This is a genomic window from Streptomyces sp. NPDC016459 (assembly GCF_040632845.1).
In the GTDB taxonomy this organism is placed as follows: Bacteria; Actinomycetota; Actinomycetes; order Streptomycetales; family Streptomycetaceae; genus Streptomyces.
Map to the genome: position 1 here is coordinate 1,141,940 of NZ_JBEYCR010000001.1, position 24,530 is coordinate 1,166,469.

Annotated in this window: 23 protein-coding genes and 1 other RNA gene; 7 read left to right on the top strand and 17 right to left on the bottom strand. The window is 71.1% G+C overall.

Annotated elements, in window-relative coordinates:
- Positions 1-3: 3 nt before the first annotated feature.
- The 5 genes from ABZ567_RS05230 to ABZ567_RS05250 form a co-directional block, all read right to left on the bottom strand.
- Positions 4-843, bottom strand: coding sequence for a carbohydrate ABC transporter permease (locus ABZ567_RS05230; protein ID WP_360784877.1), 840 nt, complete (start codon positions 841-843; stop codon positions 4-6).
- The gene (locus ABZ567_RS05235) at positions 840-1,808 is read right to left on the bottom strand and encodes a sugar ABC transporter permease (RefSeq protein WP_360784879.1); all 969 of its coding nucleotides are present in this window, start codon (positions 1,806-1,808) and stop codon (positions 840-842) included. Before ABZ567_RS05235 ends, ABZ567_RS05230 begins: the two co-directional genes overlap by 4 nt.
- Before the next feature lie 5 nt (positions 1,809-1,813).
- The gene (locus ABZ567_RS05240) at positions 1,814-3,151 is read right to left on the bottom strand and encodes an extracellular solute-binding protein (protein ID WP_360784880.1); all 1,338 of its coding nucleotides are present in this window, start codon (positions 3,149-3,151) and stop codon (positions 1,814-1,816) included.
- A gap of 270 nt (positions 3,152-3,421) precedes the next feature.
- A complete protein-coding gene (locus tag ABZ567_RS05245; RefSeq protein ID WP_360784882.1) occupies positions 3,422-3,715 on the bottom strand; it encodes a DUF3039 domain-containing protein in 294 nt (97 codons plus the stop codon).
- A 30-nt stretch (positions 3,716-3,745) separates the two neighbouring features.
- The gene (locus ABZ567_RS05250) at positions 3,746-4,306 is read right to left on the bottom strand and encodes a YqgE/AlgH family protein (RefSeq protein WP_360784884.1); all 561 of its coding nucleotides are present in this window, start codon (positions 4,304-4,306) and stop codon (positions 3,746-3,748) included.
- A 299-nt stretch (positions 4,307-4,605) separates the two neighbouring features.
- Between ABZ567_RS05250 and murA the strand changes: the two genes are divergently transcribed.
- On the top strand, positions 4,606-5,946 hold the full coding sequence (murA, locus tag ABZ567_RS05255) for a UDP-N-acetylglucosamine 1-carboxyvinyltransferase (protein ID WP_360784886.1): 1,341 nt from the start codon (positions 4,606-4,608) through the stop codon (positions 5,944-5,946).
- A 209-nt stretch (positions 5,947-6,155) separates the two neighbouring features.
- Here murA and ABZ567_RS05260 read toward each other — a convergent pair whose 3' ends face one another.
- From ABZ567_RS05260 to ABZ567_RS05270, 3 genes are all read right to left on the bottom strand, one after another.
- A complete protein-coding gene (locus ABZ567_RS05260) occupies positions 6,156-6,437 on the bottom strand; it encodes an HU family DNA-binding protein (protein WP_015033921.1) in 282 nt (93 codons plus the stop codon).
- 312 nt (positions 6,438-6,749) lie between these two features.
- Entirely contained in the window at positions 6,750-8,180 is a 1,431-nt protein-coding gene (locus ABZ567_RS05265; RefSeq protein ID WP_360784888.1) for an NAD-dependent malic enzyme, read from the bottom strand.
- A gap of 417 nt (positions 8,181-8,597) precedes the next feature.
- Positions 8,598-10,928 carry a UvrD-helicase domain-containing protein gene (locus ABZ567_RS05270; RefSeq protein WP_360784890.1) on the bottom strand — a complete coding sequence of 777 codons (2,331 nt, stop codon included), beginning with the start codon at positions 10,926-10,928 and terminating at the stop codon, positions 8,598-8,600.
- A gap of 177 nt (positions 10,929-11,105) precedes the next feature.
- Between ABZ567_RS05270 and ABZ567_RS05275 the strand changes: the two genes are divergently transcribed.
- The 3 genes from ABZ567_RS05275 to ABZ567_RS05285 are packed head-to-tail and all read left to right on the top strand — an operon-like array spanning position 11,106 to position 13,518.
- The gene (locus ABZ567_RS05275) at positions 11,106-11,909 is read left to right on the top strand and encodes an alpha/beta hydrolase (RefSeq protein ID WP_360784892.1); all 804 of its coding nucleotides are present in this window, start codon (positions 11,106-11,108) and stop codon (positions 11,907-11,909) included.
- On the top strand, positions 11,909-13,183 hold the full coding sequence (locus ABZ567_RS05280; protein ID WP_360784894.1) for a SpoIIE family protein phosphatase: 1,275 nt from the start codon (positions 11,909-11,911) through the stop codon (positions 13,181-13,183). Before ABZ567_RS05275 ends, ABZ567_RS05280 begins: the two co-directional genes overlap by 1 nt.
- Positions 13,180-13,518 (top strand): STAS domain-containing protein, encoded by a 339-nt coding sequence (locus ABZ567_RS05285; protein ID WP_360784896.1) that lies wholly within the window; start codon positions 13,180-13,182, stop codon positions 13,516-13,518. Before ABZ567_RS05280 ends, ABZ567_RS05285 begins: the two co-directional genes overlap by 4 nt.
- A gap of 14 nt (positions 13,519-13,532) precedes the next feature.
- Here ABZ567_RS05285 and ABZ567_RS05290 read toward each other — a convergent pair whose 3' ends face one another.
- The 3 genes from ABZ567_RS05290 to ABZ567_RS05300 all read right to left on the bottom strand — a co-directional run bounded on the left by ABZ567_RS05290 (position 13,533) and on the right by ABZ567_RS05300 (position 17,276).
- Positions 13,533-14,669 carry a uroporphyrinogen-III synthase gene (locus ABZ567_RS05290; protein WP_360784898.1) on the bottom strand — a complete coding sequence of 379 codons (1,137 nt, stop codon included), beginning with the start codon at positions 14,667-14,669 and terminating at the stop codon, positions 13,533-13,535.
- A gap of 84 nt (positions 14,670-14,753) precedes the next feature.
- The gene (locus ABZ567_RS05295; protein WP_360784900.1) at positions 14,754-16,109 is read right to left on the bottom strand and encodes a nitrate/nitrite transporter; all 1,356 of its coding nucleotides are present in this window, start codon (positions 16,107-16,109) and stop codon (positions 14,754-14,756) included.
- A 120-nt stretch (positions 16,110-16,229) separates the two neighbouring features.
- Positions 16,230-17,276, bottom strand: a complete 1,047-nt coding sequence (locus ABZ567_RS05300) for a LysR family transcriptional regulator (protein ID WP_360784902.1) — start codon at positions 17,274-17,276, stop codon at positions 16,230-16,232.
- 46 nt (positions 17,277-17,322) lie between these two features.
- Between ABZ567_RS05300 and ABZ567_RS05305 the strand changes: the two genes are divergently transcribed.
- A complete protein-coding gene (locus tag ABZ567_RS05305; protein ID WP_360784904.1) occupies positions 17,323-18,669 on the top strand; it encodes an MFS transporter in 1,347 nt (448 codons plus the stop codon).
- 57 nt (positions 18,670-18,726) lie between these two features.
- Positions 18,727-18,990: a type II toxin-antitoxin system Phd/YefM family antitoxin gene (locus ABZ567_RS05310; RefSeq protein WP_360784906.1), complete on the top strand. Its 264-nt coding sequence runs from the start codon at positions 18,727-18,729 to the stop codon at positions 18,988-18,990.
- A 63-nt stretch (positions 18,991-19,053) separates the two neighbouring features.
- Here the strand turns inward: ABZ567_RS05310 and ssrA are convergent.
- The 5 genes from ssrA to ftsE all read right to left on the bottom strand — a co-directional run bounded on the left by ssrA (position 19,054) and on the right by ftsE (position 23,010).
- Positions 19,054-19,446: a transfer-messenger RNA gene (gene ssrA / locus ABZ567_RS05315) on the bottom strand.
- 100 nt (positions 19,447-19,546) lie between these two features.
- Positions 19,547-20,086 carry an SsrA-binding protein SmpB gene (gene smpB / locus ABZ567_RS05320; protein WP_360784908.1) on the bottom strand — a complete coding sequence of 180 codons (540 nt, stop codon included), beginning with the start codon at positions 20,084-20,086 and terminating at the stop codon, positions 19,547-19,549.
- A gap of 18 nt (positions 20,087-20,104) precedes the next feature.
- Positions 20,105-21,292, bottom strand: a complete 1,188-nt coding sequence (locus tag ABZ567_RS05325; protein ID WP_360784910.1) for a S41 family peptidase — start codon at positions 21,290-21,292, stop codon at positions 20,105-20,107.
- 78 nt (positions 21,293-21,370) lie between these two features.
- Positions 21,371-22,291: a permease-like cell division protein FtsX gene (ftsX, locus tag ABZ567_RS05330; protein ID WP_360784912.1), complete on the bottom strand. Its 921-nt coding sequence runs from the start codon at positions 22,289-22,291 to the stop codon at positions 21,371-21,373.
- Between the two features lie 29 nt (positions 22,292-22,320).
- On the bottom strand, positions 22,321-23,010 hold the full coding sequence (gene ftsE, locus ABZ567_RS05335) for a cell division ATP-binding protein FtsE (protein ID WP_360784913.1): 690 nt from the start codon (positions 23,008-23,010) through the stop codon (positions 22,321-22,323).
- A 234-nt stretch (positions 23,011-23,244) separates the two neighbouring features.
- Between ftsE and ABZ567_RS05340 the strand changes: the two genes are divergently transcribed.
- The gene (locus ABZ567_RS05340) at positions 23,245-23,427 is read left to right on the top strand and encodes a hypothetical protein (protein ID WP_360784915.1); all 183 of its coding nucleotides are present in this window, start codon (positions 23,245-23,247) and stop codon (positions 23,425-23,427) included.
- A 97-nt stretch (positions 23,428-23,524) separates the two neighbouring features.
- On the opposite strand, the gene ABZ567_RS05345 is transcribed toward ABZ567_RS05340, so the two are convergent.
- On the bottom strand, positions 23,525-24,298 hold the full coding sequence (locus ABZ567_RS05345) for an LPXTG cell wall anchor domain-containing protein (protein WP_360784916.1): 774 nt from the start codon (positions 24,296-24,298) through the stop codon (positions 23,525-23,527).
- Positions 24,299-24,530: the final 232 nt, after the last annotated feature.

Genomic DNA, 24,530 nt, shown 5'->3' on the forward strand with positions numbered 1-24,530 from the left:
GCGTCAGTCCTTCACCGCCCCGCCCGGTCCGGAGACCAGACGGCGCTGTACGAGTACGAAGAAGACGAGCACCGGGACGGTCATCACGGTCGACCCGGCCATGATTCCTCCCCAGTCGTTCTCGTCGGGCTTGAAGAAGACGAGGAGGGCCATGGGGAGGGTCGACTGCGAGGTGTCGCTGATGAGGAACGACTTCGCGAAGAGGAAGTCGTTCCAGGTCGAGATGAACGAGAAGACGCTCGTCGCGACCAGGCCGGGGAGGACCAGGGGGAAGAGGATCTGCCACAGGAACCGGGTGCGGCTCGCGCCGTCGATCCGGGCCTGTTCCTCCAGGGCCTCGGGGACCGCCCTGACGAAGCCGCGCAGCATCCAGATCGCGAACGGCAGCGAGAAGGCGAGGTGCGGCAGGATCAGCGAGCCGAGGGTGTTGAGCTGGCCGGCGTCCCGCATGAGGAAGAAGAGCGGGATGGTGAGGGCCTCGACCGGCACCATCTGGGCGATCAGGAACATGATGAGCAGCGTGGTGCGGAACCTGAAGCGGAAGCGGGTGACGGCCGTCGCCGCCAGGAAGGCGATGAGGGCCGAGGCGAGGACGACGGTGCCGGCGACGATCAGCGAGTTGAGGAAGTAGCGGCCGAACTCCTGCTGCGCGAGGACGCGCCGGAAGGAGTCGAGAGACGGGGCCGGGGTCCACGGCCGCGGGTTCGTGGACTGGATCTCCCCCGCCGGCCTGAAGGCGGAGAGGACCATCCAGTAGAGCGGGAAGGCGACGGCGGCGGCGACGAGGAGGGTGAGGGCCTCGGCGGCGAGGCGCCCGGGGCGCCTGACGCGGAACGTGGTCACAGCTCTTCTCCCTGTCGTCGCAGCAGGCGCAGGTGGACCATCGTCACGGTCAGCAGGATCAGCAGCATGACGACGCCGATGGCCGCGCCGAGGCTGTACTCGGACGAGGCGAAGGCCTTCTGGTAGGCGTACACGTTGAGGACGAGGTTCTGGCCGGCGATGCCGCCGCCGTTCGTCATCACGTAGATCTGGGTGAAGACCTTGAAGTCCCAGATGACCGACTGGATCGTGACGACGGCCAGGATCGGCCGGAGCGTCGGCGCGGTGACGGAGCGCCAGATCCTCCACTGGGAGGCGCCGTCGAGGGCGGCGGCCTCCAGGATCTCGGACGGGATGGCCCGGATGCCCGCGTAGACGGTGACCATCACGAACGGGAAGGAGCACCAGACGACTTCGAGGAGGACGAGGGCGAAGGCGCTGTACCGCCCGTACGTCCAGGAGAAGTCACCGAGCCCGAGCAGCTTGTTGACGGGGCCGAAGTCGGGGTCGAAGAGGAAGATCCAGACGGTGGAGCCGGTGACCGCGGGGGTGGCCCAGGCGCCGAGCGCGGCCAGCATCAGGGCGAGGCGGGGCAGGGCACGCACGCGCGTGAGGAGTACGGCGAGGGCGCAGCCGACGGTGAGCGTGGTGACGACGCAGGCGGCGGCGAAGAGGACGGTGGCGAGGAGGACCTGCCGGAACTGGGCGTCGGCGAAGAGGGCCGTGTAGTTGCCGAAACCCTTGAAGGAGGTGGGTTCGCCGCCGCTGACCTGCGCCTGGGTGTACTCCAGGAAGGAGATCAGGCCGAGTTGGTAGACGGGGTAGACCAGCAGTCCGCCGATGACGACGAGGGCGGGCAGGAGGTACAGCCAGGGGGTCCAGGGGTGGTGCCCCCGGATGCTGGTGCGCCGCGCGGCCGGGGCGGTGCGGGTGGGCCGCGTGCCCGGGCCGGCCCCGGCGTGCTTCTCGGTGAGCCGGGTGGTCATGGGTCTCAGCCCGCCGGCGCGAAGGCCGCGTCCATCTTCTTCGCGGCGTCGTCAGCGGCCGTCTTGACGTCCTTACGGCCGCTGACGATCTCCTGGAACATCGTGGGCAGTACGAGGGAGGCGTCGATCCGGCCCCAGCCGGGGGACGCGGGGACGAACTCGGTGCCGGCGCCGAGGGTGTCGATGAAGGGCTTCACGGACGGCTGGCGCCGGGCGGCGGCGGCGCGGACGTCGGTGTACGTGGGGAGGAAGCCCATCGCGTCGAAGAGTCGGCCCTGGGTCTCCTTGCCGGTCAGGGACTTGAGCAGGTCGACGGCGAGGGTGCGGTGCGAGGTGCTCCTGAGGACGCCGATGTTGTTGCCGCCGGCGAAGGCGGGGGCGATGGAGCCCGGGGTGGTGCCGGGCAGCGGGACGACGGCGTACCGGCCCTTGACGGTGCCGGCCTCGACGGCGGCGTGGCTGAAGTCGCCGCCGATGGCCATGGCGGCCCTGCCGGAGGCGAAGGCGGTGACGGTGGCGTTGCCGCCCATCTGGGCGCACTTGGCGGCCGGGCAGTTGTCGTCGCCGAAGAGCGAGGTGTACGTGGTGATCCCCTTGAGGGCGGCCTCGCTGTTGACGGCGGCCTTGTACGAGTCGCCGTCCGCGGTGGCGAGTTCGCCGCCCGCCGCCCAGACGAAGGGCAGGGCGCCGTAGGTGTAGGCGCCCCCGACGGCCATCCCGTACAGCTCGGGCCTCGCCTTGCGGATCTTCTTGGCGGTGGAGACGAGTTCGGCCTGGCTCTTGGGGGCGGTGAGGCCGAGTTCCCGGAACACGTCGGTGCGGTAGTAGAGGGCGCGGACGCCGACGTAGAGCGGGGCGCCGTAGACCTTCCCGGCGACGGTGACGGACCGTTTCGCGGTGGGGTCGGTGTCCTCGGCCTCGTCCCAGGCGGCGAACTCGGTGCTGATGTCGGCGAGTCCGCCGTCCTTCACGTATCCGGCGGTGTCGGTGTTGCCGTACTCGATGAGGTCGGGGGCCGACTTCGGGTCGTTGAAGGCCGCCTTGACGCGCTGGGCGCGGGTCTCGACGGGGATGTACTCGATCTCGACCTTCGCGCCCCGGTGGGTCTTCTCGAAGGCGGCGACGGCCTGGTCGACGACCTGTTCCTTGGGTGCGTTGCCGACCTCCTGGAAGAGCCACACGCGCAGGGTGCCGGTCCTCTCGTCGGTGGTGGCCCTGCCGTCGGACGTCTGGGGGGCGCAGGCGGTGGCGGTGAGACCTGCGAGCAGGAGTGCGGTGGCGGTGACGGGGGTCCCCCCTGCTCGAGCGAAGCCGAGAGCTCGGGGGAGGGCGGGAAGCTTCATGGCGGATCCCCTCAGGAGGCATGCGTTGCATCATGCGCAACGCGCGTTTCGTTCTCCACAACACGCGTGAGGGTAGGCGCGGCCCCGGTGGGCCGACAAGAGGTCTCGACCACTTCGACGGGCGGGAGGCCCCTCGACGGGCGGGAGACCACTTCGCGGGTCCGGAGACACGGAAGCGCGCCCGAAACGGGGAACGGCCCCCGCCGCACGTACCGAAGTACGCGCGGCGGGGGCCGTCCCCGTCGTCAGGACACCGCCGGCGGCCGCCTGCTACTTGCCCTTGCCGCCCTTGCCCTTGTCCTTGTCGCCGCCGCCGGCGCCCATGGATTCGTAGATCTCCTTGCACATCGGACAGACCGGGTACTTCTTGGGGTCGCGCCCCGGCACCCAGACCTTTCCGCACAGCGCCACGACGGGCGTCCCGTCGAGGGCGCTCGCCATGATCTTGTCCTTCTGGACGTAATGGGCGTAGCGCTCGTGGTCCCCGTCACCGTGGGACACCTGCGGCGTCGGCTCGACGAGGGTTCCCGTACCTGACCCGCGCTCGGGCTCGAGAGTGCTCATAAGCGCCAAGGGTACTGAAAGCCGGGGCCCTCAGTTGAGCGACGGGTCGTCGGGGTACGTGGCGATCATCGCGAGCTCCCCGCGCTGCCTGCGGAGCACCTGCCGCCAGAGCGTCTCGGGCCGCGGCGAGGAGACGTCGCCGGGCTCGGACTCGACCACGTACCAGGCGCCCTCACCGAGCTCTGACTCCAGCTGTCCGGGGCCCCAGCCCGCGTACCCCGCGAAGATCCGCAGCGAGCCGAGGGCCGGTCCGAGCAGCTCGGGCGGGGTCTCCAGGTCGACCAGGCCGATCGCCCCGTGCACGCGCCGCCAGCCGAGGGGGCCCTCGTCGCCGGGGATCACGGCGACGCCGAGGGCCGCGTCGAGCGAGACGGGGCCGCCCTGGAAGACGACTCCGGGTTCACCGGCGAGCCCGGCCCACCCGGCGAGGATGTCGCCGACGGTCACCGGCGTCGGCCGGTTGAGGACCACGCCGAGGGAGCCCTCGTCGTCGTGGTCGAGGAGCAGGACCACCGCGCGGTCGAAATTCGGGTCCGCGAGCGCGGGGGTGGCGACGAGCAGCCGTCCTGTGAGCGAGGACACCTCGGTCATGCGGCACATGATCCCGCATCTTCGACGTTCGCGGGGGTTGTCGGGGCGACGGAGGGACGGGATGGCGGGAAGTCGACGAGCGCCGCAGATCAGATCGGTGACCGCGGCGGCCGGGAGGCGGCCCGGGGGCGCCTTGGCGAAGGAAGCGGACGGTGACGCTCCGCAAGATCACGGGAACAGAGGGTGTTGTGCCGAATTCATTACGTCTGACAGGCCCCCCGGGGCATCCAAGAGAGGTCTCATGGCCCCTTACCCTTTTCACTGGCCACCCGACCGACCCACTCCGGAACGCGAGATTCATGACCGGCACAGACGATGTCCTGCTTGTCCACGGCGGAACCCCGCTGGAGGGCGAGATCCGCGTCCGCGGCGCGAAGAACCTCGTGCCCAAGGCGATGGTCGCCGCCCTGCTCGGCAGCGGCCCCAGCCGCCTGCGCAACGTTCCCGACATCCGTGACGTCCGCGTCGTCCGCGGACTGCTCCAGCTGCACGGCGTGACGGTCCGTCCGGGTGAGGAACCCGGCGAACTCGTCCTCGACCCGACGCACGTCGAATCCGCGAACGTCGCCGACATCGATGCCCACGCCGGCTCGTCGCGCATCCCGATCCTCTTCTGCGGCCCGTTGCTGCACCGCCTCGGCCACGCCTTCATCCCGGGCCTCGGCGGCTGCGACATCGGCGGTCGGCCCATCGACTTCCACTTCGACGTGCTGCGCCAGTTCGGTGCCACCATCGAGAAGCGGGCGGACGGGCAGTACCTGGAGGCCCCCCAGCGCCTCCGCGGCTGCAAGATCCGGCTGCCGTACCCCTCGGTCGGCTCGACCGAGCAGGTGCTGCTGACGGCCGTCCTCGCCGAGGGCGTCACCGAGCTGTCGAACGCGGCGGTGGAGCCCGAGATCGAGGACCTGATCTGCGTCCTGCAGAAAATGGGCGCGATCATCTCCATGGACACGGACCGGACCATCCGGATCACCGGTGTCGACCGCCTCGACGGCTACACCCACCGGGCGCTCCCGGACCGCCTGGAGGCCGCCTCCTGGGCGTCGGCCGCGCTGGCGACCGAGGGCAACATCTACGTGCGCGGCGCCCAGCAGCGCTCGATGATGACCTTCCTCAACACGTACCGGAAGGTCGGCGGCGCCTTCGAGATCGACGACGAGGGCATCCGCTTCTGGCACCCGGGCGGCTCGCTCAACGCCATCCACCTGGAGACGGACGTCCACCCGGGCTTCCAGACCGACTGGCAGCAGCCGCTGGTCGTGGCCCTGACGCAGGCCTCCGGCCTCTCCATCATCCACGAGACGGTGTACGAGTCGCGGCTCGGATTCACCTCCGCGCTGAACCAGATGGGTGCGCACATCCAGCTGTACCGCGAGTGCCTGGGCGGCTCCGACTGCCGCTTCGGCCAGCGGAACTTCCTGCACTCGGCGGTCGTGTCCGGCCCGACCCGGCTCCAGGGCGCCGACCTGGTCATCCCCGACCTGCGCGGCGGCTTCTCGTACCTGATCGCGGCGCTCGCGGCCCAGGGCACCTCCCGGGTGCACGGCATCGAGCTGATCAACCGCGGCTACGAGAACTTCATGGAGAAGCTCGTCGAGCTGGGCGCCAAGGTCGAGCTCCCGGGCCGCGCGCTGGTGTAGGGCGTCACGCCGCCCGTGCGGGCCTCACGGGGCCCGCACGGAGCGCCGCCCGTGCGGGCCTCACGGGGCCCGCACGGAGGCGCAGGGGCCCGCGGCAGGCCCCTGGGGCCCGTACGAGCGCCTTACGGGCCCCAGGCCCGTACAGCGCACAAGAAAGGGCGGCCATCCCCTGAACGGGGTGGCCGCCCTTTCTGCGCCTACAAGCTGCCTTACTTGCCCTTGGCGGCTTCCTTGAGCTTCGAGCCCGCGGAGACCTTCACGCTGTAGCCGGCCGGGATGTCGATCGGGTCGCCGGTCTGCGGGTTACGAGCGGTGCGAGCGGCACGGTGGGTGCGCTCGAAGGTCAGGAAGCCGGGGATGGTGACCTTCTCGTCGCCCTTGGCGACGACCTCACCGACGGTCTCGGCGAGCGCGGCCAGCACGGCGTCGGCGTCCTTGCGGGTCACCTCGGCGCGGTCGGCCAGGGCGGCCACCAGCTCACTGCGGTTCATGTTGTTACTCCCGTGTTCTTCTTGCCTGTGAGGCGTGCCACGCGGCGGAAGCCGCGTGATTGGGTACAGCGAAGCCGATGCTGCCAGGGCCTTCGGACAGTCCCCGGACCCGGGTCTAATGACAGACCCTCGCGCCCAAACACGCATCCTGCCCCCACCAGCGGCGGGAACGCCAATCCGGCACCCCCTGGGGTCACACGAAAAACGCCAGAGCCCCGTGGTGGTGACGTTCTGTCGACTCCGCGAAAACGAAGCGGAGCCGAAAAGCCACCCTAAAGGCGGGTTTCCGGCTCCGCGAATCGCGACGCGCCGTCAGCGCCCGGTCGCCGCCGAGCCGCCGCCCGCGGCCTTCGCCGCGTTGCGCACCGCTCCTGCGACCGCGCCGGCCACCTTGTCGTTGAAGACGGACGGGATGATGTAGTTCGGGTTCAGCTCGTCCTCGGTGACGACGTCCGCGAGGGCCGTGGCGGCCGCGAGCATCATCTCCGTGTTGACCGTACGCGAGTGGGCGTCGAGCAGGCCGCGGAAGACACCCGGGAAGACCAGCACGTTGTTGATCTGGTTCGGGAAGTCCGAGCGGCCGGTGGCGACGACGGCGGCCGTCTGCCGGGCGGCCGCCGGGTCGACCTCGGGGTCGGGGTTCGCGAGCGCGAACACGATCGCGCCCTCCGCCATGGCGGCGACGTCCTCCGCGCCGAGCAGGTTCGGGGCCGACACGCCGATGAAGACGTCCGCGCCGACGACGGCCTCCCTGAGGGTGCCGGTGACGCCCTCGGGGTTGGTGTTGTCGGCGATCCAGCGCAGCGGCGAGTCCGCGGGAGCGTCCACGAGGTCCTCGCGGCCCGCGTGCACGACACCCTGGATGTCGGCGACCACGGCGTGCTTGACACCCGCCGCGATCAGCAGTTTCAGGATGGCCGTACCGGCGGCGCCGGCCCCGGACATGACGACCCGTACGTCACCGACGCTCTTGTTCACCACGCGCAGGGCGTTGGTGAGGGCGGCGAGGACGACGATGGCGGTGCCGTGCTGGTCGTCGTGGAAGACGGGGATGTCGAGGGCCTCGCGCAGCCGGGCCTCGATCTCGAAGCAGCGGGGCGCGGAGATGTCCTCCAGGTTGATGCCCGCGAAGCCGGGGGCGATGGCCTTGACGATCGCGACGATCTCGTCGGTGTCCTGCGTGTCGAGGCAGATCGGCCAGGCGTCGATGCCTGCGAAGCGCTTGAAGAGGGCCGCCTTGCCCTCCATGACGGGCAGGGCGGCCATCGGGCCGATGTTGCCGAGGCCGAGGACGGCGGAGCCGTCGGTGACGACCGCGACCGAGTTGCGCTTGATGGTGAGGCGGCGGGCGTCCTCGGGGTTCTCGGCGATCGCCATGCAGACCCGGGCGACGCCCGGGGTGTAGATCATGGAGAGGTCGTCACGGTTGCGGATGGGGTGCTTGGACGCCATCTCGATCTTGCCGCCGAGGTGCATCAGGAACGTGCGGTCGGAGACCTTGCCGAGGGTCACGCCCTCGATGGTGCGCAGCTGCTCGACGATCTCGTCGGCGTGCGAGGTGGACGTCGCGGCGATGGTGACGTCGATGCGGAGCTTCTCGTGGCCGGAGGCGGTCACGTCGAGGCCGGTGACGGATCCGCCGTGGGACTCCACCGCCGTGGTCAGCTGCGAGACCGCGGTTCCGCTCGCGGGAACCTCCAGCCGGACCGTCATCGAGTACGAGACGCTGGGCGCCGTTGCCATGGCCGAGTTCCTCTGCTTTCCCTGAGCTTCGTTGCTACGCCGCCCCGGCTGGTTGCCCGGCGGCGCCCTCCGATGGTCGCACCTACCTGCCGGTAGCAGGTAATGCGGTCATTTTGTTTTCGGAAAGTAGTTTCCACCATACGAGAACCCATGGGGAAACAGAAGAGGCCCCCGTCACCAGGGGCGACGAGGACCTCGACTTCGTGACTAGGTACGAGAACAAAAGCGTCTAAGTGGCACCGACCCGCCATGCTCGCCTCGCGGCAAGTGGTCCCTCTGGGGGACGAAGGTTGGGCCCGGGGGCTTGGATCGAGCCGGTGCCACCACAAGGCTAACAAACCACCCTGCCAAGTGATTCAGGCGCCACAGGTTGACCTGAAATCGGCCTCGGGTCGGCCCCCGGTGACTCCTGGCGACTCAGTCCCGCAGCAGGTCGGGCACCCCCGCCCCGTCCGGCATGTCGCCCGCACCCGCTACCACCGTGAGCTGCTGCGTCGCACGGGTGAGGGCCACGTACAGCACCCGCAGACCGGCCGGGGACTCGTCCGCGATCTCCGCCGGCGAGACGACCACCGTGGCGTCGTACTCCAGGCCCTTCGCCTCGAGGGAGCCGAGCGCCACCACGCGGTCGCCCAGCTCGGCGAGCCAGCCGGCCGCCTCCGCGCGCCGGTTCATGGCGACGACGACACCGACGGTGCCCTCCACCCGCTCCAGGAGCAGCCGCGCCTCGGACCGTACGGTTTCGGCCAGATCGGCCTTCTCCGGTACGGCCACGAAGCGGGGCTCGACGCCCGTGGAGCGGACGGCGCGCGGCGACTCCTTGCCCGGCATGGCGAGGGCGAGCACCTTGGCGGCGAGCTCGGCGATCTCGGCCGGGTTGCGGTAGTTCACGGTCAGCTCGAAGCGGCGCCGCGGACGGGAGCCGAGGGCCTCGTCGCGGGCCTCCCCGGCCTCGTCCGGGTCCGACCAGGAGGACTGCGCCGGGTCGCCGACGACCGTCCAGGTCGCGTGCCGGCCGCGCCGCCCGACCATCCGCCACTGCATGGGCGTGAGGTCCTGCGCCTCGTCGACGATCACGTGCGCGTACTCGGTGCGCTCGGCCGCGAGCCGCTCGGCCCGCTCGCGCTGCGTCTCCTCCCGTTCGGGCATCAGCTCCTCCAGGCCCGTGAGCTGGTCCAGCGGGTCGTACTCCCGGCGCTTCCTCGGCCGGGCGGGGGCGCCCAGGAGCGTGCCCAGCTCGTCGAGGAGGGCCACGTCGTGGACGGACAGCTCCCGGCGGCGCAGCGAGCGGGCCAGCCGCCGCACCTCGCCCTGGTTGAGGATGCGGCGGGCCCAGCGGCCGAGCCGCCGCTCGTCGGCCATCGCGTCGAGGACCCCGCGCGGGGTGAGCTCCGGCCACCAGGCGTCGAGGAAGGAGAGGAAGGAGTCCTCGGTGGAGACGTCCTCGTCGAAGGAGGAGCGCAGCTCGGCGGCGAGCTCGGGGTCGCTGTGCCGGCCGACGGCGCCGGACTTGGCGTACAGCGCGTCGAGGAGCAGCCTGCGGGCGCGGGGGCGGAGCAGGTTGACGGGGGCGGTGCCGCCGAGGACGTTGTGGCGGATGCGCCGCAGCTCGTCGGACTCCAGCTCCAGGCGGCGGCCGAAGGCGACGACACGGAGCCGGTCGGGCGTCCCGGTGCGCTCCTCCTCGCCCAGGGCGAGCTGGCCCTGCGGTCTCCTGGGCGCCGGGTTCTCCAGGGCTCCGCGGGCCGCCTTGCGCAGCACGTGGAGCATCCGGGAGGAGCCCTTGATCCGGGCGACGGCGGGCTCGTCGTAGGCGGTGGCCTCGACGCCGTCCACCAGCGAGCCGACGGCCCTGATCGCGACCTGGCCCTCCTCGCCGAGGGAGGGCAGGACACCCTCGGTGTACGAGACGAGGAGCGGGGTCGGGGAGACGATGAGAATGCCTCCCGCGTACCGCCGCCGGTCCTGGTAGAGCAGGTACGCGGCCCGGTGCAGGGCGACGGCGGTCTTGCCGGTGCCGGGGCCGCCCTCCACGTACGTGACGGAGGCGGCGGGCGCGCGGATGACGAGGTCCTGCTCCGCCTGGATGGAGGAGACGATGTCCCGCATGGTGTGGCTGCGGGCCTGGCCGAGGGCTGCCATCAGGGCGCCGTCGCCGATCACGGGCAGCTCGCGCCCGTCGAGGGTGGCCCGCAGCTCGGGGCGCATCAGGTCGTCCTCCACGCCGAGGACCTTGCGGCCCTTGGAGCGGATGACCCGGCGGCGCACGACCCGGCCGGGGTCCACCGGGGTGGACCGGTAGAAGGGCGCGGCGGCGGGCGCGCGCCAGTCGATGACCAGCGGCGCGTAGTCGGAGTCGAGGACGCCGATCCGGCCGATGTGGAGGGTCTCGCCGATGTCGGCGGTGTTGTCGGGGCGGACGGCGTCCTCGGCGGGCTCGATCGAGGTGTAGGCGCCGTCGGGCCCCTTCTTGCCGTCCTCGCCGTACAGCAGATCGATCCGGCCGAAGAGGAAGTCCTCGAACTCGTTGTTGAGCCGGTTGAGGTGGATGCCGGCCCGGAAGACCTGGGCGTCGCGCTCGGCGAGAGCGCCGGGCGTGCCGACCTGGCCCCGCTGGGCGGCGTCGTTCATCAGGAACTCCGCTTCGTGGATCTTCTCCTCCAGCCGGCGGTAGACGTGATCCAGATGTTCCTGCTCGACACCGATCTCACGGTCTCTGACCGTGTCCACGGCTTCCTGCGCGGCCACCTAAGGCCCCCTTCTGACGTGCACTGGGCAGCCGTCGAGCGTACGCCACCGGGAGCCCCGTGTCAGGCGCGATCGACTCCCGGCGGCAGATCTCGGGGCGCAGAGGGAGGCGCCGGGCGGATTGCGGGGATTCATGGCCGTGTGGGAGTGGTGGCGGGAGTCTGAGAGGCTGCAGGTATGGACATCGAGCGCAGGAACAACGTCACCGTGACCGGGAACCCCGAGGGACGCACGGTGGTGCTGGCTCATGGGTTCGGGTGTGATCAGAACATGTGGCGGCTGACGGTGCCCGCTCTGGCGCCGGACCACCGCGTGGTGCTGTTCGACTACGTCGGCTCGGGACGTTCGGACGCGTCCGCCTTCTCCGCGGAGCGCTACGCCTCCCTGGACGGCTACGCCAGGGACGTGGCCGAGGTGTGCGAGGCGCTCGACCTGCGTGACGCGGTGTTCGTGGGGCACTCGGTCAGCGCGATGATCGGCGTACTGGCCCTCGGCATGGTCCCGGAGCGGATAGGCGCGCTGATCATGGTCGCCCCCTCGCCGCGTTACCTCGACGACGAGGGCTACCGGGGCGGGTTCGGCGCCGAGGACATCGACGAACTGCTGACGTCCCTGGAGTCGAACTACCTGGGCTGGTCGGCGGCCATGGCTCCGGCGATCATGGGCAACGCGGACCGCCCCGAACTCGGCGAGGAGCTGACCGACAGCTTCTGCGCCACCGACCCGGACATGGCACGTGTCTTCGCACGGGCCACGTTCCTGTCGGACTCGCGGGACGACCTGAAGGGCGTGGAGGTGCCGACGCTGATCCTGGACTGCGCGCAGGACGTCATCGCCCCCCGGGAGGTCGGCGCCTTCGTCCACCGGGCGATCCCCGGCTCCACGCTGGTCACCCTGGACGCGACCGGCCACTGCCCCCACCTGTCCGCGCCGGAGGCCACCAACGACGCGATGACCCGCTTCCTGGCGGGGTTGCGGTGATGTGCCGCACCGGGCACCAGCCCGACCCCTACGGCACCGGCGGCGAGGAGTCCTCGGACATCACGTTCACCGCGCTCCTCGAGGACAGCGCCGAGGAGCTGTACGAGAGCGCGCCGTGCGGCTACCTGTCGACGCTGCTCGACGGCACCATCGCGAAGATCAACGGAACGCTCCTGGGCTGGCTCGGTCTGGAGCGGAAGGCGGTGATCGGCCGCATGCGCTTCACCGACCTGCTGACCGTGGGCGGCAGGCTGTACCACGAAACCCACTTCGCGCCGCTGCTGCGCATGCGGGGCGAGATCGGCGGCATCGCCCTGGAGATGAGGCAGGCCGACGGCGGCCGCCTGCCGGTGCTGATCTCCTCCGCGCTCAAGTACGGCGAATCCGGCGAGCCGCTTCTGATCCGCACCACCGTCTTCGACGCCCGCGACCGCCGCGCCTACGAAGTGGAGCTCCTGCGGGCCCGGAAGGCCGCCGAACAGGCCCGCCGGGAGGCGGAGGCCGACCGCGCCCGGCTGCAGGACGCCCTCGCCGTACTCCAGGCATCGCTGCTGCCCGACACCCTGCCGCGGATCCCGGGGGTGGAGACGGCCGCCCACTACCGCACGGCCTCCCCCGACCGGCTGGGCGGCGACTTCTACGACGTCATCCCCCTCGGCGACGGACGCTTCGCCTTCTTCCTGGGAGACGTGTGCGGCAAGGGCCCCCAGGCCGCCGCGGTCACCTCACTGGCCCGCTACACCCTGCGGACCGCAGCCCTGCGCGACCCCGACCCGGTGGCCGCGCTGACGACACTCAACACCGCGCTCCACGAGCGCTACAGCGCCGGCGACCCGCGGTACTGCACGGCCATCGTCGGCGTCATGGAACCCGATTCCGCCACCGGGCGGGCCGCCGTCCGCATAGCCTCGGGAGGCCACCCGTCGGCCCTCGTCCTGAGGGGCGACGGCACCGCCGACTTCCTGCCCACGCCGGGCGGACTCCTCGTCGGCATCCTGCCCACCGCGCCCTTCGTCACCGCGACCACCACCCTGGGCCCCGGTGACACCCTGCTGCTCTACACCGACGGGCTCACCGAAGCCCGCACCGGCCCCGGCCGCACCGATCTGTACGGAGACGACGCCCTGCGCGCCTTCGCCACCCCCCACGCGGGCAGACCGCCCCAGGCGGTCATCGAGGCCCTGACCGTCCTGCTGGACGGCTTCGGCGACGGCCTGGACGACGACACCGCGCTCCTCGCCCTCGGCGTCCCTACGACCGAGAGTCGGACATGACACCGCTGAGCATCACCACCCGGGACGCCACGACCGGACCCGTCCTCCAGGTCGTCGGCGAACTCGACTACACCACCGCCACCCGGCTGCGGGACATGCTCGCCACCGTCACCCTGCGGCCGGGCCAGCGACTCGTGCTGGACCTGACGGGCATGGAGTTCTGCGACTCCAGCGGCATCACCGCCCTGCTCGCCGCCCGCGCGCACGCCCACGCCGCCCGGGCGGACATCGCCCTCGCCGGCGTCCCCGCCCACACCCTTCGCATCCTGCACATCGTCGGACTCGACCAGGTCTTCACCCTCCACCCGGACAGCGAGGCAGCCACCCGGCCCTGACCCCCGAGGGGGTCTCAGCCGTCGTACTTCGCGTCCGCGGAGGGATCCAGCGCCAGCCGGTACCCCCGCTTCACCACCGTCTGGATCAGCTTCGGTGTCCCGAGCGCCGCCCGCAGGCGCGCCATCGCCGTCTCCACCGCGTGCTCGTCCCGGCCCGCCCCGGGCAGCGCCCGCAGCAGGTCGGCCCGGGAGACCACCCAGCCGGGGCGGCGCGCGAGCAGCCCGAGGAGGGCCATTCCGGCGGGCGGGACGGGCCGCAGGACGCCGTCGACGAGGACGGCGTGGCCCCGGACCTCCACCCGGTGCCCCGCCACCGGCAGGACCCGCGAGCGGCCGGGCAGCTCCTTGCAGAGGAGCTGGACGAGCGGCCCGAGCCGGAACCGCTCCGGTTGGTACGTGTCGATGCCCTCGGCCTGGAGCGGCAGCGCCGTCACGGACCCGACGCACACCGCGAGCACGTCGTGCCGCAGCGCGGCGACGAGTGCGTCCCGTACGCCCTTCTCCTCGGCCCGGGAGAGCAGCGAGGCGGCCGCGGGGGCGCTGGTGAAGGTGACGGCGTCCAGGGTGCCGGCGAGGGCCGCGTCGAGGAGCCGGTCGAGCGGTGCGGTGTCCTCCGGGGGCATCCAGCGGTAGACGGGGACGCCGACGACCTCCGCGCCGGCGGCGCTGAGCGCCTCCACGAAGCCGGGCAGCGGCTCCCCGTGCAGCTGGAGCGCGATCCGGCGCCCGGCGACGCCCTCGTCGAGGAGCCGGTCGAGGACCTCGGCCATGGATTCCGAGCCGGGCGACCAGGACTCGGTGAGTCCTGCGGCCCGTACGGCGCCCTTGACCTTGGGGCCCCGGGCGAGGAGTTCGGTGTCCCGCAGGACGGCGAGGAGTTCCTCGCCGCATCCCCAGCCCTCGGCCGCCTCGACCCAGCCCCGGAAGCCGATCGCCGTGGTGGCGACGACGACGTCCGGGGCGTGGCTGAGGAGTTCCTTGGTGGCGGCGAGGAGTTCGGTGTCGTCCGCGAGGGGCACGATCCGCAGGGCGGGGCCGTGGACGACGGCGGCGCCGCGCCGGCGCAGCAGCGCGATGAGTTCGTCCGCGCGCCGCGCCGCGGTGACGCCGACGGTGAAGCCGGCGAGGGGGCCGTGTTCTTGCTCGTCCATGGGCCCAGAGCTTGACGGCGACGCGTGACAGACTCGGTTCGCCCGTATTTCCTGGTCGTTACGGTCCGCGCCGGGCACCGGAGATCACACCTCGGCGTAGCCGGGCCGGGGCTCCGACGCGGTGACGGCCTCGGCGGTCTCGGGGACCGCGGTGGGGCGCCGAAGGTATACCGCCCAGGTGACGGCCATGCAGGCCGCGTAGAAGACCAGGAAGGCGACGAAGGCGGCGGTGCCGCTGCCGACGGTCTGGAAGGACTGGCGGAAGGCGAGGTTGATGCCGAGTCCGCCGAGCGCGCCGACCGCCCCGATGAGCCCCATGGCGGCGCCGGAGAGACGCCGGCCGTACGCCTCCGCCGCGTCTCCCGAGAGCCCCTTGCGGTGCCCCTGGGCGAGGAAGATCGCCGGGATCATCTTGAACGTGGAGCCGTTGCCGAGGCCGCTGAGGACGAAGAGGGCGATGAAGCCGACGAGGAAGACGGCGAGCGACTCGACGACGGAGGCGTAGATCACCACCCCGGTCGCGGCGGCCATCCCGGCGAAGGTCCCCAGGGTGATGCGGGCGCCGCCGTGCCGGTCGGCGAGGGATCCGCCGACGGGCCGGATCAGCGAGCCGAGCAGCGGGCCGATGAAGGTGAGCGAGGCGGCCTGGAGCGGGGTGCGTCCGAACTGGGTCTGGAGGACGAGTCCGAAGGCGAAGCTGTAGCCGATGAAGGAGCCGAAGCAACCGATGTAGAGGAAGGCCATGATCCAGGTGTGGCGGGCCCGCACGGCCTCCTTCGCGGCCCCGGTGTCGTTCTTGACGGGGGCGAGGTTGTCCATGAAGAGCGCGGCGCACACGGCGGCGACCACGATCAGCGGGAGGTAGACCCCGAGCACGATCCGGGGGTGCACGGCGCCGGCGGTGCCGATGACGAGGAGGCCGACGAGCTGTACGACGGGGACGCCGATGTTGCCGCCGCCCGCGTTGAGCCCGAGCGCCCAGCCCTTCCTGCGGAGCGGGAAGAACGCGTTGATGTTGGTCATCGAGGAGGCGAAGTTGCCGCCGCCGACACCGGTGAGCGCGGCCACCAGGACGAACGTGGTGTACGAGGTGCCGGGCTCCATCACCGCGAACGCGAGGCCCGTGGGCAGCAGGAGCATCAGGGCGCTGAATACGGTCCAGTTACGACCGCCGAAGCGGGCGACGGCGAAGGTGTACGGGATCCGGATCAGCCCGCCGACGAAGGTCGCGGTCGCGATCAGGAAGAACTTGCCGGCCGGGTCGACGCCGTACTGCGGCCCCATGAAGAGCACCATGACCGACCACAGGCTCCAGATGGAGAACCCGATGTGCTCGGAGAGCACGGAGAAGATCAGGTTCCGCCGGGCGATCCGCTCGCCCTTCTCGCGCCAGAAGGTCTCGTCCTCCGGCTCCCACTGCTCGATCCACCGGCCGCCCATGTCGTACCTCCGCGGGTGTCGGGTCCTGGGGCGTCCACAGCCCCGGTCCACCTGCCAGCGAGGCTAGTGAGGTCGCGTTTCGGCCCGATGCCGAGAGGTGACGGGAGCGGAACCTTGCTCTCACCCGGCGCGGGAGGCTCCTGTGAGCGCCTGCGGTCCCGCCCGGTCCACGCCGGGCTCGGCCTCGGGCAGCCAGGAGCCGGGCGGGCGTTTCAGCCAGCTCTCCGCCGCGCCGATCTCCGCGGCGGCGGCCCGCAGGGCGTCGAGACCGGGGTGGCGCAGACCCTTGCGCCACACCAGGCTCACGGGCGACAGGGGTACGGGGTCGGTGAGCGGTCGCAGGACGCAGCCCGGCATGGGCGGGAAGTCGACGACGGCGAGCACCGGGTTGCGGTGTTTGGCCATGATGCGGCGGAACTCCTCGTGGCCGACCGCGAGCGGCGCGGGCGGGGCGACCTCGATGCCGCGCCCGGCGAAGAGCCGGGCGGCCAGGTCGGTCCACTCGGGCGTACGGTCGTTCCCCGCGCCCGCGTAGACCCGTTCCCCGGCGAGGCCCGCGAGCGGCACCTCGGGCAGGCCGGCCAGCGGATGGTCCTCGGGGAGGATCACCGCCATCCGCTCGTACCGCACGAACTGGGAGTCGAGCCGCGCCCGGAGCCCTGCTTCGAGCCCTCCGTACCGGCCGAAGGAGGCGTCGAGCCGTCCGGCGAGGATGTCCCGCACCGCGCCGGTGAGCCCGCTCTCGTAACGGGCCATCAGCTCGTGCTCCGGGGCGAGTTCACGAGCCCGGCGCAGGACGCGTTCCTGGACGAGGCCCGGACTGTTGAGGTCGACGAGGAGGGGCCGGGGTGCGGCGCGGAAGGCCTCGGTCAGCTCGTCGTGGGCGGCGAGGACCCGGCGGGCGTACGGGAGGAGGCGCTCCCCGTCCGGGGTGAGGGCGACCTGCCGGGTGGTCCGTACGAAGAGCTCGGCGGCGAGCTCGCGCTCCAGGCGCCGGATGTCGCGGCTGAGGGCCTGCTGGGCGACGTAGAGGCGGGCGGCGGCGCGGGTGAAGTGCAGCTCCTCGGCGACGGCGGTGAAGGCGCGCAGCAGACGGGGGTCGATGTCGTACGGGGAAGAGGTGGCGGGCACCGCCGCATTCAACAACACAGACGCGTGAATGGCCACCGAACAGGTGTTGGACCCACCCGGCCCGCTCCCCGAGCCTTGACCCATGCCGCACCCGGAGCTCCCCCCGACCCCGGCGGGCCCGGCGCTCGCCCTACGCCACCAGGCCCTCCACTCCCCCCGCCCCCAGGAACGACCACCTGCCGCCCCCGGCGACCAGGGACGACCGCCCTCGGCCTCCGCGCACCACGAACAACCCGCCCCCGTCCCCGGTCCCCTCCCCCGCAACCCCTACCTCCGGCTCTTCGCCGCACCCGGCACCCGTGCCTTCACCGCCGGCAATCTGATCGCCCGGCTGCCCGTGGGCATGTTCGGCGTCAGCGCCGTCATCATGATCGCCGCGGCCTACGACTCGTACGCGCTCGCCGGCGCCGTCACCGCCACCGGCACCGCCGCCGGGGCCCTCACCGCCCCCTGGATCGCCCGGCTCGTCGACCGGTGCGGCCAGGCGCGGATCGCGGTCCCCGCCACCGCCTACGCGGTCCTCGGCCAGCTGGTCCTGCTGCTCTGCGTCCACCAGAGGGCGCCCGTCTGGGCCCTCTTCGCCACAGCGGCCCTCACCGCCACGAGCCCCAACACGGGCGGCATGTCCCGGGCCCGCTGGGCCCACCTCTTCCGGGGCGACCGGGACGCCCTCCACACCGCCAACGCCTTCGAACAGGCCGTCGACGAACTCTGCTTCATGCTCGGCCCGGTCGTCGCCGCGCTCGTCTGCTCGACCCTCTTCCCCGAGGCGGGCACCCTCGTCGCCGCCACCCTCTTCCTCGGCGGGGTCCTGGTCTTCACCGCCCAGCGCGCCACCGAACCGCCGGTCGCGCCCCGCTCCACCGCCGGTTCCCCGCTGCGGGTCCCCGGCATGGTCCCCCTGCTCGCGGTCTTCCTCGCCACCGGGGCGGTCTTCGGCTCCATGGAGGTGGTGACCCTCGCCTACGTGGACGGCCCTCTCGCCGGCCCCGTCCTCGCCCTCCAGGCCGCCGGGTCCTGCGCTGCGGGTCTCCTCTACGGCCGCGCCCGCCGCACCGCCCGGCTGCGCTCCTGCCTGGCCGCGATGAGCGTCCTGATGACGCTGCCGCTGCTCGCCGCCTCGACCGGTTCGCTGCTCGCCCTCGCCGCCGGGCTGCTTGTGGCGGGGATGGCGACGGCTCCCACGATGGTGACGGGCATGGGGATGGTCCAGCGCATGACCCCTGCGTCCCAGCTCAACGAAGGCATGACCCTTGCCGTGACCGCCCTCCTCGGGGGCATCGCGGCCGGCTCCGCCACCGGAGGCTGGGCCGCCGACCACGCCCCGTTCCCCGCCTTCGGCTTCCTGATCCCGGTCACGGCGGCGAGCCTGGCCCTGACGCTGGCCCTGCGCGTCGACCGTGCCGACTGCGGGCCCTCCGCTCGTTAGACCAGTACATTCTGGTACTCGTACCGGCCATCAGGGCACACAGGGGGGGCGGACGCCATGTCCATAAGTGCCGACGAAGCCAGGGCGACCCTGTTCCCCCTGATCGAGCGCGTCAACACCGATCACGACCCCGTACGCATCACCTCCAAGAACGGCGACGCCGTCCTCATGTCGGCCGACGACTACGACTCCTGGCAGGAGACCGTCTACCTGCTCCGCTCTCCCGCCAACGCCCAGCGCCTGATGGAGGCCGTGGCCCGTGACCGCGATCCTCAAGACCGCTACCACTTCCCGAGGCACGGCAGAGGCCCGGCAGTCTGACGACTGCCGGGCCTCTGCCCACATGGGATGAGGTGTCCGAGCGGGGCTACCCCCTCGGACGCTCGGTGGAGATGGCGGGAATCGAACCCGCGTCCAACGGTACGGAAACAGAGCTTCTCCGTGTGCAGTCCGCTACGAGTTTCTCAGCCCCGGAGATCACGCGGACAAGTCTCCGACGGGCTCAGTCACTGTTTGATTTCCCCCTCAGCCCCGTGACCGGGCCGAGAGGTTTAGATCCCTAAATGACGCCAGGATCCGGGTCGGGACCACCCCCGGGCTGACGCTCCTCACAGAGGCTTCTTGTCGTTACCTAAAATTAGGCAGCGAGGGCGAAGCGGGAGTTATCGCTCTTGGAGTTGGCGATTATTGGTTGCGACATATGGTTAACGAGATCATTGCCGCTTCCTCGACACGCTTCCTCTGCATCGGTATCCGCTGTCGAAACCGATCATCCCCATGTTGATTTTTCAAGGTGCACGCCCCTTGCGAGGCGGGCACGGCCCATCGTACGTGACCGACGGCCGCTGTCGCCAGCGTATTACCCGCGGCCGCGCCGCTAGGCGATCTTCGCCGCCCGCTCCCTGCGCTTGGCCGCCGCGATGGCCCGGTTGGTCTCGCGGGTGTCCTGCTTCTCACGCAGGGTCTGACGCTTGTCGAACTCCTTCTTGCCCTTGGCGAGCGCGATCTCGACCTTGACCCGGCCGTTGAGGAAGTACAGGGCCAGGGGCACGATCGTGTGACCCGTCTCCTGGGACTTCGACTCCAGCTTGTCGATCTCCTCGCGGTGCAGCAGCAGCTTGCGCTTCCGCTTCGCCGAGTGGTTGGTCCAGCTGCCCTGCATGTACTCGGGCACATGGATGTTGTGCAGCCACGCCTCGTGGTTGTCGATCTGCACGAAGCCGTCGACCAGCGAGGCGCGGCCCATCCGCAGCGACTTCACCTCGGTGCCCATGAGGACCACACCGCACTCGTACGTGTCGACGATGTGGTAGTCGTGGCGCGCCTTCTTGTTCTGCGCGATGATCTTGCGCTCGGGCGCCTTGTCCTGGTTCTTCTTCGCAGGCTTGCCCTGCACGTTCACGAGTCCCTTTGCCATAGTGCGGTCATTTTCGCACTACGAGCCCCCTCCGAGGCCACTCAATACCGTCTTCGCCCGTTCCTCGGCCCGCTCCCCGGCCGCGAGGTCGGGCGTGATGCCCCGGCCGTCCACCGCGTGCCCGGCCGGCGTCCGGTAGTGGCCGACGGTCAGCTCGGCGACGGAGCCGTCCGGCAGGGCGCTCGGCATCTGGACGGCGCCCTTGCCGAAGGTGCGCGAACCGACCGTGACCGCCCGGCCCCGGTCCTGGAGGGCGCCGGTGAGCAGCTCGGCCGCGCTCATGGTGCCCCCGTCGATCAGCGCCACCAGGGGCCGGTCGGTGTCGCCGCCGCCCTCCGCGTACACGGCCCGCTGCTCGCCCTCCACGTCGTACGTGGCGACCAGACCGCCGTCGAGGAAGGCGGAGGCGGCCACCGCCGCCTCGGCGACCAGGCCGCCCGCGTTGCCCCGCAGGTCCAGGAGGACGCCGGCGCCGGCCGGGGCGTCCCGTACCGCGTCACGCACGCGCGTGCCCGCGCCCTTGGTGAAGGCGGCGACCCGGATGAGCAGGGTCCCGTCGTCCAGGCGGCGGACGGTGACGGGGTCCGTGGCGAGCCGGGCCCGGTGCAGGGTCCGCGTCCAGGCGGCGCGGCCGCGCTCGACGCGGAGGGAGACGACCGAGCCGGGCACTCCGTCGCCGCGCAGCAGGGCGACGACCTCGGAGACCGAGAGCCCGTCGACGGGGCGTCCGTCGACGGAGACGAGCCGGTCCCCGGCCCGGAGCCCGGCCCGCTCGGCGGGGCCGCCGGACTGCACCCGGGTGACCCGGACGCGGTTCCCGCCGGCCCGGCCCGCGGAGAGTCCGACGCCCGTGTAGGCGCCGTCGAGGGCCTGCTCGAACTCGGCGTACTCCTTCTTGTCGTACACCGCCCCCCAGCGGTCGCCGCTGCGGCTGACGAACTCCTCGGCTGCCTGTTTGCCCGACTTCCCGTCGGCCATGGCCGAGGCGGCGGCGCGGTTCAGGGCGGCGCGGTCGACGGGCGCGTCGGCCGGGGGCCGCTGCCCCGCGCGCGTGGACGCGGCAGCGGGATCGCCTCCCGCGTCCTGCCGGGGCAGGGAGCCGGTGGCGGCGGCGGTGGCGAGGACCCCGGCGAAGACCAACGTCAGAACGGCCCCACGGAGTAAGCCGCGGGGCCGGATATAGAGGTGTTCGGTGTCGGCCGACATGCCGCCCACTCTAGGACAAGACGATGGCGCCGCACGGGCTTTGGCCGTACGACGCCATCCGTCATCAGGGGTCTCTTCTCACACCTTCAGGTACTTGCGCAACGCGATGAAAGCAGCCACGGCGGGCATGAGGAGCCCGATGGCGATCACCAGCGGCAGCTTGGCGAAGACCGCGTCCCAGCCGATGAAGTTGACCAGCTGCATCTTCTCCGCGAGGGCGATGCCGTGGTCGATCAGGAAGTACCGGCCGACGAGCAGCAGCACACAGGCGACCGCGCCGCCCAGGAGTCCGGCGAACGCGGCCTCCATGATGAACGGCATCTGGATGTAGAAGCTGGACGCGCCGACGAGCCGCATGATGCCGGTCTCACGGCGGCGGCTGAACGCCGAGACGCGCACGGTGTTGACGATCAGCATCAGCGCGATGACCAGCATCAGGCCCATGACGCCGAGGGCGGCGATGTTCATGCCGTTCATCAGGTCGAAGAGGTTCTGCAGGATGTTCCGCTGGTCCTGCACCGACTCGACGCCCTCGCGACCCGCGAAGGCGGTGGCGACCACCTTGTACTTCTCCGGATCCTTGAGCTTGACCCGGAACGACTCCGGCATCTGGTCCGGCGTGATGACGGAGGCGATGGCGGTGTCGCTGTACTCCTCCTTGTAGTGCTTGTACGCCTCGTCGGCCGACTCGTAGTAGACGGTCTCGACGATGTCCATCTTCTTCAGGTCGGCCTCGATCTGCTCCTTCTGCTGGGCCGTGACCGCACCCTTGGAGCACTTGGCCGCCGCGGCCGACGCGTCGGCCTTGTTGCAGAGGTAGATGGAGACGTTGACCTTGTCGTACCAGTAGTCCTTCATCGTGCTGACCTGCTCGCGCATGAGCAGCGCGCCGCCGAAGAGGGCGAGCGAAAGGGCCACGGAGACGATGACGGCGAAGGTCATCGTGAGATTGCGCCGGAGACCGACACCGATCTCGGAGAGCACGAACTGAGCGCGCATGGGTCTGCTTTCTCCTACTCGCTACAGGCTCAGTGCTGGTATCCGTAGACGCCGCGCGCCTGGTCGCGGACCAGGCGGCCGTTCTCGAGCTCAATGACGCGCTTGCGCATCTGGTCGACGATGTTCTGGTCGTGGGTCGCCATGACGACGGTGGTCCCTGTCCTGTTGATGCGGTCGAGCAACTTCATGATGCCGACCGAGGTCTGCGGGTCGAGGTTGCCGGTGGGCTCGTCGGCGATCAGCAGCATCGGGCGGTTGACGAAGGCACGGGCGATGGCGACGCGCTGCTGCTCACCGCCGGAGAGCTCGCCCGGCATCCGGTCCTCCTTGCCGCCGAGGCCGACCAGGTCGAGCACCTGAGGCACGGCCTTGCGGATCTCGCCGCGCGGCTTGCCGATGACCTCCTGGGCGAAGGCCACGTTCTGGGCGACGGTCTTGTTGGGCAGCAGGCGGAAGTCCTGGAAGACGGTGCCGAGTTGACGCCGCATGTGCGGCACCTTCCAGTTGGACAGCCGGGCCAGGTCCTTGCCGAGGACGTGCACCTGGCCTTGACTGGCGCGCTCCTCACGGAGGAGCAGCCGCAGGAAAGTCGACTTACCGGAGCCGGAGGAACCGACGAGGAAGACGAACTCCCCCTTCTCGATCTCCAGGGAGACATCCCGGAGCGCGGGGCGGTTCTGCTTCGGATAGGACTTGGAGACGTTGTCGAATCGGATCACGGATGCACCACGGTCGGCCGGGAGTAGGTGTGCGTGACCTTACGCGAACGGGGTGACCCCGCGCAGTCGCGGTCCTGGCTTGCGTACTTTATCCTTTTCGCCCTCGCGGGCCGAACGGGGACGATCCGGTGGGGCGCGCCGAAACGCCGTCGAGCTGGCACAGTGGTAGGGGGAACGTCCGGGTACCACCGGGCGTTGTCCTGATGAGCCCCCAGTGCGGGAGGAGGAGAGCGCATGACCTACGACCGACTGGTGTGCGCCAACTGCGCGGCCCCGGTGACCGAGGGCCGCTGCCGCGTCTGCCGGGCGAACCGGGAGCGTCTGACCCCGCAGGGTCTCTCGCCCGCGATGCTGCTGGCGCTGGCGATCGCCCTGCTGGCCGCGCTGGCACTGCTCGCTGCGGTCCGTACGGCCTAGCCGGGCCGCGCGGCGTCCACACGAGCCGGAAAGCACGAGGAAGGGCCGGGGAGGGTTCCCCGGCCCTTCTTCATGCGCTGTCCGTTACGGATCGCGGTCAGACGGCGGTGCGACCACCGGCGACGAGACGCGGCAGCATACGGAAGCCGATGCCACCGGCGATCATGGTGGCGGCGCCGATGACCAGGAACGAGGTCTCGGCCGCACCGGTCTCGGCGAGCTCCTCCTTCGCCTGGCCCTGCTGCACGGGCTGCGAGCCGGCGTTGTTGGTGTCGGTGTTGCTGTTGCCGGTGTCCACGCACTCGGCGCCGTCGAGGTCGACGGTGCAGGTGCCCGGGTCGCCGGAGTCGGTGGAACCGCCGTCGGTGTCGTCACCCGGGGTGACGGGCGAGTCGGTCGAACCGGGGTCGGTGGTCTCACCGGTGCCGGGCGCGGTGGTCTCGCCCGTGCCGGGGTCGGTGGTCTCGCCCGTGCCCGGCTCGGTGGTCTCACCCGTGCCCGGCTCGGTCGTCTCTACCGGCGGAGTGGTCTCCACCGGCGGCGTGGTCTCGACCGGCGGAGTGGTCTCCACCGGCGGGGTCGTCTCCACCGGAGGGGTCGTCTCGACCGGCGGAGTGGTCTCCACCGGAGGCGTGGTCTCGACCGGAGGGGTCGTCTCGACCGGCGGAGTGGTCTCCACCGGAGGCGTGGTCTCCACGGGAGGCGTGGTCTCACAACCGGCGCTCTCGGGAAGGCACGTGGGCGTCGGGGTCGGTCCGTCGCCGAAGGCGCCCACGGCCTGCGCCGCACCCGCCGCGGTGAGCGACGCACCCGCTGCGATCACCGCACCGGCGGCGATGCGCGCGATACGGACTCGCATCTGCTTGGTCATCTGGCTGCTACCCCCAGTAGCTCAACTCGTCATGGGGCAGCGCTCGGGGCAGCGGCAGAGGCGGCTCACGACTGGGCCTGCCCCCGCTCGCACACGCCCCGGAAATGCGCATGCCAGTACGTCACCCTTCCGAGTTTCCGATGAGGCGTCAAGGTCGTTGCGCGTGCGATGTCCGAAAGATCACCGCGCGCCCCACATGCGACGATGCAACTGTGACGTAAACCCCGAACTC